We start from the raw sequence: 13,537 nt of genomic DNA, 5'->3' as shown, positions 1-13,537 counted from the left end.
CCTTATCACACATTTCTTGTAGCAATGAACCTAAACGGCGAACGTTTGCTTCATCTAATGGTGCATCCACTTCATCCAAAATACAGAACGGTGCAGGATTCAGATTAAAGATTGCAAATACCAAAGCTGCAGCTGTTAATGCCTTTTCACCACCTGATAACAAATGAATGGTGCCAGGTTTTTTACCTGGTGGGCGCGCAATAATATTCACACCGCTTAATAAAGCATCATCACCTTTCAATTCTAAATAAGCTTCGCCACCGCCAAACAAACGTGGAAATAGTTTAGAGAAATCAGCATTCACAGCATTAAATGTATCCATGAAGCGCTCTTTCGTTTCTTGGTCAATTTTTTGAATCGCTGTTTCCAATTCAAATAATGCTTTATTCAGATCTTGATCCTGCTCATCCAAATAAGTCTTGCGCTCACCTAGAACTTTACATTCATCAATTGCCACTAAGTTCACAGCACCAATTTTTCCTAACTTAGATTGCACTGATTTCAATAACTCATCAATATTATCTTCATCTATCGTAATCATTTCTTGCGATAAAGATTGCTGCTCTTCTTCGCTCAACGTTTCTAGCAATGATTCCCAGTTTTTTACTACATGTTCTTCATGAGCTTTGAACTCAGCATCACGAACCATCAAAGATTGAATCATCTCTTTTTGGCTTTCAATGTGCTTTTCTTGGCTCTCTTTGAGCTTTTCTTCTTGCGACAATGTTGTTTGTAATTGCCCCACAACTTCTGTCAATTCAGTTTTAGCACCTTCAATTTCTAACAATGTTTCATTGTGAATCATCAGCTCTTCTTCGATGATGACCACTTCATCACTATCATCCAATGCTTCTTTTTTCTCTTGAAGTTTTGCTAAAGATTGCGTTTGATTCAATTTTAAACGCGCTAGGTTTGTATCTGTTTCTTTCAATTTAAACTGCACAGCATCCAATTGGCGCGTTTCTTCATTCACTTTTTGGGCCAATATTTGCTGTTCTGTTGCCTTTTGCTTCTTATTCTCTTCATATTGCATTAGATGAGACTCGAGCGAAGTTTTGCCTTCTTTCTTTTCATCCAAAAGCATCAATGCGCTTTCTAGTTCAACTCGGCTCTCTTCAATCTTCATTTGGCCTTCTTGATGCGCCAATTTTAAAGCTACCAACTCTTTTTCAATACGAGCTTGATTTTCTGTAATGTGGGCGCGCTCTTTCATCACAACTGCCAACTCTTTTTCGATAGAAGCTGTTTCAGTTTTTGATTGCTCCAAAGCTTTCTCTAAAGTAACGAGCTGAATTTTTAAAGCTTCCAATTGATCGCTAATGGCTGCTTTTTCTTCCTCTTGCATCGTAATTGCAAGCGTTAATTCTTCTAGTCGTGCTTCCAACTGATTCATTTCTTCAGCACGCTCTAAAACACCTTGAACTTCTTGCTGATCATGCCCTATAAACCAATCAACGCCATACAAATCGCCGTTATCTAACACTAAACATTCATATAGTTTTAATTGCTTTCGTTTTTCTTCTGCATCCGCTAATGAATCAGCCACATAAACATGGGATAACAATGATCCTAGTTGATGTTCACTTTTTACATAAAAGCCTAAATGTGCAGGCGTGAAATCAAAAGTACTTTCACCCAAAGCATAACCACGAGTATTCTCATGAATGGACAATGTTAAAAATTGAGATAACACAGCTTCCGTTGCTTTTTGCCATTTGGGTTCGATCGTCATCACTTCGAATAATGGTTCTATATTCTCTTCTTGTGATAACAGGGCATTTTGCAACAAAGTTAAAGCACTCAATCGTCCTTCAAATTCTGATTGCTGACGCAAATTTTGATGAATTGAATGTTCCACCAATAACTTTTGGCTATTCAATTCGCTCTGCTTTTCTTTGTGCGTTAAAACTTGCTCTTGTAATTCATCCAGTTGAATCTTCTTTTCATCCAACTGCTCAGATAATAAAACCTCACGATCTTTCAAAGTATCATTATCCAACAATACTTTGAGCTCATTTTCTAACTTCGCAATTGTGCCTTCATCTGTAATTTGCTTCGTTTCAAAGTGCGCAATGCTATTTTTTGCAACATCTGCCTTGCGCTCTAACAAGCTGATTTCTTCATTCACTATTTTGGATTGCGCAATGAAACTATCAAATGTCTCATTCAACACAGTTAATGCTTCATTGAGCTCAAACAGAGATTCATTTAAGATCATCAAAGATTCACTCTTTTCGATCTGTTCACCTTCCAAGTTTTCACGCATCATTTCGCCAGCAACCAACTCTTCTTCAATCTTTTGAATCTGAATTTGTAACTCATTATGATCAGCTGTTGTGCGCGCTTGTAATGTACGAATGGATTCAATTTTATGTTGAAGCATCAAAATTTCTTTTTGCTTTGCATGATGCAATTCTGTTTTCGCAGTCAATAATGCAGATTTTTCAGATAAAGCACTTTTATTGCCATTATGCTTTAACACTAAATCATTGTAGAAAGCGACAGCTTCATGGAACTCTTTTTGCAAAGCATCAATACGGTTTTGTAAATCAGACTGCCCTTGCTCTAATTCAGCACGCTTTTGCTTTAAAGATAAATATTGCAATAAACGCTCTTCGCGCTTCAATATTTGATACTCTTCGGCTTTTTTCGCTTGTTTTTCTAAATGCTCTAATTGCTTAGTTAATTCTTCACGAACATCTAATAAACGCAGTAAATTTTGGCGCGTATGTTCAATGCGTGTTTCTGTCTCACGTTTTTGCTCTTTATATTTAGAAACGCCCGCAGCTTCTTCAAATACTAAACGCAATTCATCAGGCTTAGATTCCACAATGCGTGAAATCATCCCTTGTTCGATGATTGCATAAGATCTTGAACCCAATCCTGTGCCCAAGAAAATATCTGTGATATCACGGCGACGGCATTTTGCCCCATTTAAAAAGTAAGTGCTTTGCCCTGATCTTTCTAAAATACGCTTGATACTGATCTCAGTAAATGTTGACCATTGCCCACCAATTCTACCATCTGTGTTATCAAAGACTAACTCAATGCTTGCAAAGCTTGATGCTTTTCGGCTAGTTGCACCACTGAAAATCACATCCGTCATAGATTCACCACGCAACTGTTTTGCGGATGATTCGCCCATTACCCAACGAATGGCATCAATGATATTTGATTTTCCACAACCATTTGGCCCAACAACCCCATTCAAGCGATCGGTGAGCTCAAAAACAGTATGATCCACGAAGGATTTAAAACCAGAGAGTTTAACTTTACTTAGATACACAAGCGACTGCCAATAATTTAAAGGAGAGTATTATCAAGCCTGAGAAAGCTGAATGCAAGATTGATTATTAACATTTTCTGTGCGCTAACCACTTGATTCATTATAATTTAGCGATATGATGTAGGAATAAAGTTTACAATATAAGGAAAATTTCCATGAAAACATGGATAAAAGAAGAAAAAATACCATTATCATTGGCAGTCATCTATTTAACCATCACAATCATTATTAAGATGCTGATCTTACAAAATCGCATCTCGCCATATGAAAGTTATTTATTGCAGAGCTTTTCCATTGTATTAATTCTCAATACATTCATTGAAGCAATATTCTTGTTCGTTCTATCGTCTTATTTAACACAAAGATATCAACTACGAACCTTTAATCTCACAAGCATTATTTATATTACAATTGTGCCCATCGTAACATTCTTTGCATCATTGTTATTACAGCTATTTCAATTTTCTGATTTTACATTGGTGAATCCTGACTTTTCACCAGCATTGAGCGCAATTACTGCATTTTGGTCATATTTATTGCTATTGCTTGCATCTGTTTACTGCTTAGCATTGCCCAATATCTGTTTTTTCCAATGGCAAAAAGGCTTTAGCTCTGAAGCTCAGCCAATCAAGAATTTCCAAAATCATCAAAATATTTTGTACAGCATCATCATTTTTCTATTCATTTTAGCGCCATTAGTTGTCTCGTATGCTTTATTATTCAATGGTTTTAGCATCATTGTGAGTTTATTATTAGCATTGATTGGCATTGTGATTGCCATCACTTATTTATATTTTTGGCACCAAAAAGCTCTAAGTCAATTGAATGATCAAACCTTGATGCTAAAACATCTTCAACGATTTACATTAACATTTATCATTGGCTATGCACTGATCACAACTGTGTTATTAGCATTAATTTCAATGTTTCCTGAAAGCTTCCTATACATTAGTCTTGCACCATTAGCAGGTTTAGCAGAAAAAGCAGGCTTGATTTGGACTTATATTTTCGGCATTGCTTGCTTTGTTGGGATGTTTTATTTGTCTGATGATCCTAGATATAAAACATTTCATGCATTAGTATTCATCATCACAGCTGTTGGCGTGACGCTATTTTTATCCATTCAAGGTGGCTCTTGGGGATTTTATGTCGCATTGCACATGGTTGGCCCTGCATTATTCATGCTCAGCGCATTTTTACTAATTTTGGGTGGGTATAGTAAGTTGATCTTGAAACAAGCGATGCCATCACATCGCTTGGATACTTAAATCTTTCGACACATTAGATTATTTTTTTCTACAACTTCGTGTTCTTGAGCTAACAAATTATGTTCATTTCCTCTCACTGGCAGATTAATCATTAATAGAATGCCAATAAAAACAACAACGGTTAATAGCTCAATAAGTGTTAAACTATATTTCATAAATAATTTTTAAAAAACTGACTTAAAATTCCTGCTACTACTCAATATAGTATATAAATTTGATTATTGGATTCATTGGGAGAACTTTATGTATAAATTTGTATTTTTTGTCCCAGATTCTCATGTTGATACAGTCAAAGATGCCGTTTTTAATGCTGGTGGCGGTAAAATTGGCGATTATTCTCACTGTTCATGGCAAACGCTTGGTACAGGGCAATTTAAACCATTGAAAGGTAGCAATCCTTATTCAGGTACGATTGATGAATTGCATGTTGTGCCAGAATGGCGCGTAGAATTAGTGGTTGAAGAACCATTGATGCAATCTGTCGTGAATGCAATGAAAGAGGCACATCCTTACGAAATGCCTGCTTATGATGTCATTAATTTAGAAGACTATTAGTTAAAAATCTAATGAGTTTTCAAAAGTTTTCAAAAAGTGCCTTGCCAAGCCAAGGTTAGATTTTTTGCGGTCCAAAACTAAATATAAGAAAATATTAGGTTGTTTTACCAATGGTCTGATCAAGTGGTATTCTTTGCCAAGGCTAATCAAAATATCTTCAATCACATCATCTAATTCTAAAAGTTGTACAACTCTTCTTTTTGTATTTAAGACTTCAGTATTCCCTCCTGACGCCAAATCAATGTCAATCCCTGAACCATACGAAGCTAATGATTTCCCACTATTCGCATCCACTAATGATGCTGCTTTGAAGCCTTCGATTTCTGTTAAATCAGACAAATAAGATTTACCCATGTTTCACCTCATTTAATTGTAATTGTTGATGCATTATTTTTTTATGCTCGCTTCTAAAATATTAATTTATACAAAGTAAAGTTAATATTTTTAACGTTTGGCTATTATAATCTACAAATCACATGATAGTCATATAGAATTTAACTACATTTTGACATAGATTGCCACTGATATTCATCGAGGCTTAGCATATTGGTTTTTAAGTTCATTGGCGATGTTATCAATTTCAGGAAACATTGTGGAATTAGATATACCTAATATCTTCAATTCATCTAAAATTTTCTGCTTTTCACTGCCTTTAATAATGATTTTAATTTTTTCACCTGAATTTTTCTTACTAGATGTCTTAGCAGTTCCATACATTTTATTGGGAATGATTGGCGTGGCTGTTTCATCGCTCACTGCATCTTTAAACCCAAACAATACAAATGCACCTTGCTGAGCAATCAATCGCGGATTATTCTGTTTTGGCAATACACATTGAATAGTTCTCATATCTAAAGAATTTATTGCTGAAGAATTAAAAAATGTTTTTTCATTCTTTATTCGATGCATAAACTTATCATAAGTTTCTCTCATATTTAATAGAGTAATTTCTAAAAAACTCAGCATATTTTNCCTGAATTTTTCTTACTAGATGTCTTAGCAGTTCCATACATTTTATTGGGAATGATTGGCGTGGCTGTTTCATCGCTCACTGCATCTTTAAACCCAAACAATACAAATGCACCTTGCTGAGCAATCAATCGCGGATTATTCTGTTTTGGCAATACACATTGAATAGTTCTCATATCTAAAGAATTTATTGCTGAAGAATTAAAAAATGTTTTTTCATTCTTTATTCGATGCATAAACTTATCATAAGTTTCTCTCATATTTAATAGAGTAATTTCTAAAAAACTCAGCATATTTTCTATTAATTTTAAATTATATTTCAATTTAGCTTGGCGTTCTTCATCATTTATCTTATGTTTTTCATCACCATAAAATAATTTGAAAAAATTATTATAATTTTCAGGGTTAGCAAATGATTGATAATTATTTATAATTTTCAATGCCACATCTTTATTTACAATTAAGTCTGTATTACTTTGTACCTTCATCTGCAATAAATGTATATCTTCACCAATTGAATTATGGCAAAGTATTAATTTAATTAATGCTTGATGTACAGATGGAAGATTTTCAAAGTTTTAGCTCGTTCTCTTATAAATTGAATTTTATTACTCTTTAAACTATCTTTTAAAATTGCATTTAATTGTGCAAATACAAAAAACACGTAGTTTAGCTTTTGATGCGCGAAAGATAAATTTGATAATAAACTCACACGATCACTATCATAATTCCTAATATCATTCTTCTTAATATGATAAGAAATTAGTTGTCCATCTTCTGAATTAGCACCGTTTGAACCACCGCAAGCGAAATACAATGCAACTAACGGATTCGATGTAATATCTAACAATCGTGTTGGATAACCATAATGTTGCATCATCACAAGATGTTCGAAAGTTGTTTTGCAATCTTTGAAATATTCAGGGCATTTTGCTGTTAATTCATAGAACATTTTATCTTCATTCTCTATCCAGTTTTTATTTCTATAAATCCCTGGATGATCATGTTCTGGTGTTGCATATTGCGTTTTCGAAACACCACGATAAAAAAGTTGGTGATCTTGATCACAATAAATCTGCTTAACTGCTTCTAAAAACTCTGAAACTGAACCAACCTCAATGCGATTCTCTAAATTCATGATTTTGCCTTATCTAACTATTATGACAATTAGATTATCAAGATGTTCATAATCATAAAGCATAAAAATCCCCTGATCATTTCTGATCAGGGGATTTTAGGGCCTAATTTGTTACATTACTTAACGTTGACTTCGCTCTCTGGTTGAGAAATCACTTTCACTATATACATCTGTTGAGTGGATGGAGGCTCAAAATTTTGTTGCTTAACCGGCACTACCACCATAGATAAAATGCCAATCAAAATTAATACTATAAGTAATTCAACCAGAGTAATNCTTATCTAACTATTATGACAATTAGATTATCAAGATGTTCATAATCATAAAGCATAAAAATCCCCTGATCATTTCTGATCAGGGGATTTTAGGGCCTAATTTGTTACATTACTTAACGTTGACTTCGCTCTCTGGTTGAGAAATCACTTTCACTATATACATCTGTTGAGTGGATGGAGGCTCAAAATTTTGTTGCTTAACCGGCACTACCACCATAGATAAAATGCCAATCAAAATTAATACTATAAGTAATTCAACCAGAGTAATATTATTTTTCATAATCATTACCTCGTATATTTACCAGCTTCTTTTTTTATTCTACTTCTATTTTTTATTTCACTTGTATAAAATACTATACAATTATTACCATATTAAATTTATTTTTTAAATATATTCTATAAAACTTAACTAATAACTTTCTAATATTCTTAAACAGCCCAAATAACATATCTGAATATTTACGCAAAATCTATGCAACAGATAAAAAAATAGAGCCAAGTCAATATTTGGCTCTATTTTTTAGAAAATCTAAGAAAATTAATGAATTATTCTAGCATTGTGATTTATTAATCATAATTTTAATAATCTGTGCATCTGTTTGTTTCATACCATCTGAAACTAAGCTACCAAGGTTACGAATACTCTCTTCAACCGTTGGTGAAACTAAGCCTTCTTGCCCTGTCACACGTACATTATCTAAAGCCATAATCACAGCTTTAAATGCTGAGTTTGCTGTCGATGATACTTTCATCGCGCAACTATTTGCTGCACCATCACAAATAATGCCTGAAACATCACCGATCATGCTACAAATAGCATCATTGATGACATCCAGTTTCTTATCGCCCAATAACCAGCCCATTCCCGCAGCAGCACCCATTGCAGCAGTTGATGTTGCACACAATGCTGATAATGCAGGGAAAGTATTATGAATATATACTGCCACTAAATGGGATAATGCTTGTGCACGAATGCGATCTTCTTCTGAAGCTTTCAAAAAGTCCGCCACAACTACAACAGGCATTGTTGCAGAAATACCCTGATTACCAGAGCCAGAATTACTCATTGCAGGCAATGTTGCACCGCCCATTCGTGCATCTGATCCTGCACTTGTGCGAATCATAATGTCTGTCATAAGATCCTGCGCAATGAAACCTTTATCCAATTGTTTCATCATTGTTTTACCAATGTGTAAGCCATAATCATTCATTAAACCTTCGACAGATAATGCAGTATTAATAGTCTCAGCATCTTTCATGAATGCAATATCTTCAAGTGGTGCATTTGTACAGAAATCATGAATATCCGCAATGGAAGCACCTGTTAAATCATAAGGCTTTGTATGACCTTTGCCTTCGATGATAGGTTCTTCAAAAATCACTTCACCATCTTTTTCAATGCGCACAATTTTAGTATGTGTATCTGCAATGCAAACTTTAGCCACATGATTTTGTGTTTTAATTGTCGCTTCGCTATATAAAACCTTATCAACATCCGCAATCGAAACAGAAACTAAGTTTTGATCTAATAATTTTTTCGCATTCGCAACGTGATCAGCATTAATATTTTTCAACACTTCCAAGCCTGCTTCAGCATCACCACAAACTGCACCCGCAGCTGCTGCAATGGCCAAACCTTTCATACCTGTGCCAGGTACAGTTACGCCCATACCATTTTTCATTAAATTAGGAGAAACTTTAGCAACAATACTGAGAATGTCTTCATCCCCAACAACTGATCGTGCTTTTGCTGTTGCTAATGCTAAGGAGATTGGTTCTGTACAACCTAATGCAGGTTTTACTTCATTTTTTAATGCTTTAATGTACTCTTTCCAAACCATCTGACTCATAGATTATTCATCTCCCATGCTAAAATGAATTTTTATCATAAATATTTGCTATATCATTAGTCTATGCAAATATCTTACAATACTTTTCAAAAATACCTCACATTTAAATAAGTATTTCTGCTGTTAATTGATGACAATACTTCAATACACTCAAAGCAGCCAACATCGAAGTTTTAGGATTATCTGGTAATGGAAAACCTTGCATTGCAATATCCATTTCACCAAATGCACCGTATGCTCTAATTTTATGTTGATTATATTCACTGAATGGATCAGCGATTAACTCAACCATCGTTGCATCCATCCCAATGCCTGCTAAAGCAATCGTTGCTGCCACATTAGAATTAGCAGGAAATAACGTCGCAGCTTCTCGTGCTGTGCCTTTAAAGAATGTTGTAGCTTCTTCAATATCATTTAAATCTATTAAGGATTCAGCATAACTACCTTGCCAACCTTGCGGTGGCTTTCGTCCTTGATAAATGACTTGATCTAAACCTGCTAATTTTGCGGCAACCAATCCGTCCATGCCTGCCACTGCACCTGATAAAACGTGTACTTTACATTGATAATCTAAAGCTGTTTGTTTTACTTTTGCCTCAAACTCACGATCTGCAAATGCGCCCACAGAAATCACACCAACATCTAAGCCTAATGCCAATAAATCTAAAAGATGTTGCTTTAAGCCTGATTGCCCTGCCATTTCCACAACGATATCAGGTTGACCTTGTAATTCTGCAACACTGCCAATCACTTGGACTAAATCACCCACAATTGATTGCGTTTGTTCAACTTTTTCTGGCTTCACTAACAAATAACCGAGCGAAATATCGCTCGGCAAATTTGCTAATACATATTGAGCCATGGCACCATAACCGATTACCATGATCTTTTTCATATCTATTTCTCTTTAAAACGATGTCCGATATCTTGACGGAAGAATGTGCCTTCTGTCGAAACTTGATCCATCATTGCATAAGCATTGGCTTTTGCTTCTTCAAATGTTGGTGCACTGCCTGTGACTACTAAGATACGACCGCCGTTAGATACGATTTGACCATCTTTTTCAGCAACACCTGCATTGAAAATCATATTGTTAACGCCATCTGCTTTAACATTTTTCAATGGATAACCCAATTTAGGATCTTGTGGATAGCCTTCTGATGCTAAAACTACGCCCACGCAATATTCATTTTTCCACTCAACAGTCGGCATTTGATCTTCTGTTAACATGGTTAAAATCACATCCACTAAGTCGCTTTCCAATAACGGTAAAATAACTTCTGCTTCAGGATCTCCAAAGCGAGCATTAAACTCGATTGTCTTGAAGCCTTCTTTCGTTAAGATTAAGCCACCATATAAAAAACCTGTGAATGGTTTGCCTTCTTTCACTAAACCATCTGCCACTGGTTGCATGATTGTTTTTACTGCGATCGCAGTTTCATCGCTATCTGCTGTGAAACAAGGTGCATAAGCGCCCATTCCGCCAGTGTTTGGACCTTCATCATTATCGTATGCACGCTTATGATCTTGTGCCATCACCATTGGCACGACTTTACTACCATGAACAAAACACATGAGTGAATATTCATTACCTTCTAAAAACTCTTCAATCACGATACGCGCGCCAGCATCGCCAAAGCGATTGTCTTCTAGCATATCCACAACTGTTGCTTTTGCTTCATCCATTGTTGTTGGTAATACAACGCCTTTACCTGCTGCCAAACCATCTGCTTTGATCACAATTGGCACGCCAACTTTTTCAAGGTATTGAATAGCATCTGCTGCGTTGGTAAATGTTTGATGTGCTGCTGTTGGCACATCGTATTTATTCATGATAATTTTAGCGAAATCTTTACTGCCTTCGATCTGTGCTGCATTTTGGTTTGGCCCCCAAACTTTAATGCCTTTTGCATTCATTTGATCCGCAACACCTGCAACTAAACTTGATTCAGGACCCACGATGACTAAATCAATTTGATTAGCTTCTGCCCAATTTGCCAATTCATCTGCATTTGTATCAGAGATATTCACCAAAGTTACAATCTCTTTCATGCCAACATTACCTGGCGCTACAAATACATCTGAAACTTTAGAACTTTGCTTTACTTTCCAAGCTAAAGCATGTTCACGACCACCTTTACCAACAATTAAAATTTTCATCGTTTCTCTATTCTCACTCACTAAAATATCAAATTCATGATCCTACAAAGCGGTCATATCATATCACTCATTGAATGAATATATAAGAAAAAAGGTAGTCACCTTTCGGCAACTACCTCTTTATTATTCAACATCTTACTTTACCTAAAGATATCTAATGATAACTCATTAAGTTTAGTTCAAATCGTTATAGTCGTAGTTAGGAACACGCATTGGTGCTACGTCTTTTGCGGAAATTTTTTCTTCAACGCCGTTGAAGTTATTACGCACGTAGTTTACAACGTTTGCGATTTGTTCATCATCCAAGATACCACCCAAAGCTGGCATACCATGCAAACCATACAATACTACGATTGATGGATAAGCTGCTTGTTGCAATTTTGGATTGTCTTTCAATGGGGGATAGAATCCTGCACCAACAGCACCACGGCCATCTGGCATATGACAACCAGCACAAGAAGCATTATAAATTTCTGCGCCGCCTCTCACTTCGATTAAACCACTACCTGCTAAACCGCCAGCACCATCAGCATAAACAAAGCTCATCATGCTTAAAAATGCAGTACCTAAAAGAATCTTTTTCATCTGTTTCGTCCTTCAATTATTTCTTAGATGCTCTGTCGTTCAATTGGCGAATTGCTTCTAATGAAGACAAAATCGCACCTTCTTGCCACGCAGGAATGTAAGAAACGTGTTCACCTGCCAACACAACGCGGTTATCCATCGTTGAAACATCTTTAAAGTGTTTTTCACGAGTTGTGTCAGTCCACAAACCATAGCAACCCAATGTTGCTGGGTTACGGTGCCATGCAACAGAAATACCGTTATCAAACTCAGCTTTAGCTTGTGGATGGATTTTATTGAAATCTTCCATAACTTTAGCCATACGGTTTTCAGGTGTTCTTGCAGAGAAATCAAATGAGTTGATACCAAATTGGTAAGCTGCTAATACAACGCCTGGACCTTTAGAGAAGTACTGATCACTTGGATAAGAAATCTGACCGATGTCCAAATCTGTAAATGTGATACCACCATAGATTTGCTCATCTTCTTCCCAGAAGCGACGCTTGAATTGAACACCAGCTTTGAAGCTTGTTGCGTAGTGAACAGCAGCGATACCGTCTTTAACTTTGCGGCTCAAGTTGTTTTTGATCTGTGCCAATACTGAGAAAGGAATTGTACAAACACACCATTCAGCTGTTTCTACTTTCTCTTTATCGCCATCAGCCATATCAACGTAAGTTACTTTAACTCCTTTATCATCTTGATTGATTTCAATGACTTTTGAGCTCAATTGGATGTCTGACATTAAGTCTTTAGCGATTGCTTTAGGCAACTGATCCATACCACCAACTGGTTGGAAGATTGTTGAACCGTATTCAATGTTGAAATGCATGTTCAATGCAGACCATAAATTTGAAGATAAAATATCATCCAAGTTCATTGGTGTTGAAGCAATGCCACCATGAGTTGCACCTGCTGGTGTTTCCCAACCACGGTAATGAGAACCAGTTTCGCCAGTGTAGCGATAGTTCTTATCCAAAGCCCCCCAATCTTTCAATGATTCCAACAAAACTTCTTTGTTTTCTTTAGTGATAGAAGCATCTAATTGGTTTTGGCTAATTGATTTAGCTAACAATTCATTTGTATGACCACGGAAATCAGAGAAGATTTCACGATATCTTTGTGGCTTGCCACCAAATGCATTTGAATTATGCAAATAAGCATTTTGGTTTGTTTGTTGGAACGGTTGCATTTGTACGCCGAATTCGCGTGCATAGTGCAAGTAACCTTGGTGATGGTAAGGAATTCTCCATGGACCTGGGTTGAAGTATTGGCCTTCAGCGAATTCACATTTCTGAGTGTAACCACCTAATTCAGTGTACTCATCGCCACCACGTAATGACCAAGCACGGCCACCAATACGATCATTGAAATCTAAAATTTTAACTTTGTAGCCTGCTTTTTTTAATTCATAAGCAGCAACTAAACCCGCTAAACCTGCACCCAAGATCAAAACTGTTGACCCTTTTGGG

At 36.0% G+C, this 13,537-nt stretch carries 12 protein-coding genes; 2 read left to right on the top strand and 10 right to left on the bottom strand.

Going from position 1 to position 13,537, the window contains the following annotated elements; translation table 11 throughout:
* The coding region (locus BZK16_RS13435; RefSeq protein WP_077929400.1) for an AAA family ATPase at window positions 1–3,286 on the bottom strand (3,286 nt) is incomplete at its 3' end.
* 155 nt (window positions 3,287–3,441) lie between these two features.
* On the opposite strand from BZK16_RS13435, the gene BZK16_RS13430 reads away from it, so the two are divergent.
* Window positions 3,442–4,554 carry a hypothetical protein gene (locus BZK16_RS13430; protein ID WP_077929399.1) on the top strand — a complete coding sequence of 371 codons (1,113 nt, stop codon included), beginning with the start codon at window positions 3,442–3,444 and terminating at the stop codon, window positions 4,552–4,554.
* A gap of 243 nt (window positions 4,555–4,797) precedes the next feature.
* The gene (locus tag BZK16_RS13425) at window positions 4,798–5,109 is read left to right on the top strand and encodes a Nif3-like dinuclear metal center hexameric protein (protein ID WP_077929398.1); all 312 of its coding nucleotides are present in this window, start codon (window positions 4,798–4,800) and stop codon (window positions 5,107–5,109) included.
* Here the strand turns inward: BZK16_RS13425 and BZK16_RS13420 are convergent, their stop codons facing one another.
* From BZK16_RS13420 to BZK16_RS13380, 9 genes are all read right to left on the bottom strand, one after another.
* Window positions 5,110–5,463, bottom strand: a complete 354-nt coding sequence (locus BZK16_RS13420; RefSeq protein ID WP_077929397.1) for a roadblock/LC7 domain-containing protein — start codon at window positions 5,461–5,463, stop codon at window positions 5,110–5,112.
* Window positions 5,464–5,637: 174 nt separating this feature from the next.
* Window positions 5,638–5,958 (bottom strand): hypothetical protein, encoded by a 321-nt coding sequence (locus BZK16_RS13415; protein ID WP_143691191.1) that lies wholly within the window; start codon window positions 5,956–5,958, stop codon window positions 5,638–5,640.
* Window positions 5,959–6,619: 661 nt separating this feature from the next.
* On the bottom strand, window positions 6,620–7,216 hold the full coding sequence (locus BZK16_RS13405; protein ID WP_077929394.1) for an FRG domain-containing protein: 597 nt from the start codon (window positions 7,214–7,216) through the stop codon (window positions 6,620–6,622).
* Between the two features lie 384 nt (window positions 7,217–7,600).
* Window positions 7,601–7,771 carry a hypothetical protein gene (locus BZK16_RS14340; protein ID WP_158076864.1) on the bottom strand — a complete coding sequence of 57 codons (171 nt, stop codon included), beginning with the start codon at window positions 7,769–7,771 and terminating at the stop codon, window positions 7,601–7,603.
* Window positions 7,772–8,042: 271 nt separating this feature from the next.
* On the bottom strand, window positions 8,043–9,341 hold the full coding sequence (locus BZK16_RS13400; protein ID WP_077929393.1) for an L-cysteine desulfidase family protein: 1,299 nt from the start codon (window positions 9,339–9,341) through the stop codon (window positions 8,043–8,045).
* A gap of 103 nt (window positions 9,342–9,444) precedes the next feature.
* Window positions 9,445–10,236 carry an aspartate dehydrogenase gene (locus BZK16_RS13395; RefSeq protein ID WP_077929392.1) on the bottom strand — a complete coding sequence of 264 codons (792 nt, stop codon included), beginning with the start codon at window positions 10,234–10,236 and terminating at the stop codon, window positions 9,445–9,447.
* 2 nt (window positions 10,237–10,238) lie between these two features.
* A complete protein-coding gene (gene purD, locus BZK16_RS13390) occupies window positions 10,239–11,501 on the bottom strand; it encodes a phosphoribosylamine--glycine ligase (protein ID WP_077929391.1) in 1,263 nt (420 codons plus the stop codon).
* Between the two features lie 174 nt (window positions 11,502–11,675).
* The gene (locus BZK16_RS13385; protein WP_077929390.1) at window positions 11,676–12,086 is read right to left on the bottom strand and encodes a c-type cytochrome; all 411 of its coding nucleotides are present in this window, start codon (window positions 12,084–12,086) and stop codon (window positions 11,676–11,678) included.
* 16 nt (window positions 12,087–12,102) lie between these two features.
* The coding region (locus BZK16_RS13380; RefSeq protein ID WP_143691190.1) for a flavin monoamine oxidase family protein at window positions 12,103–13,537 on the bottom strand (1,435 nt) is incomplete at its 5' end.

This window comes from Wohlfahrtiimonas populi (genome assembly GCF_002006795.1).
Classification (GTDB): domain Bacteria; phylum Pseudomonadota; class Gammaproteobacteria; order Cardiobacteriales; family Wohlfahrtiimonadaceae; genus Wohlfahrtiimonas; species Wohlfahrtiimonas populi.
This window is presented reverse-complemented; position numbering and strand designations above follow the sequence as displayed.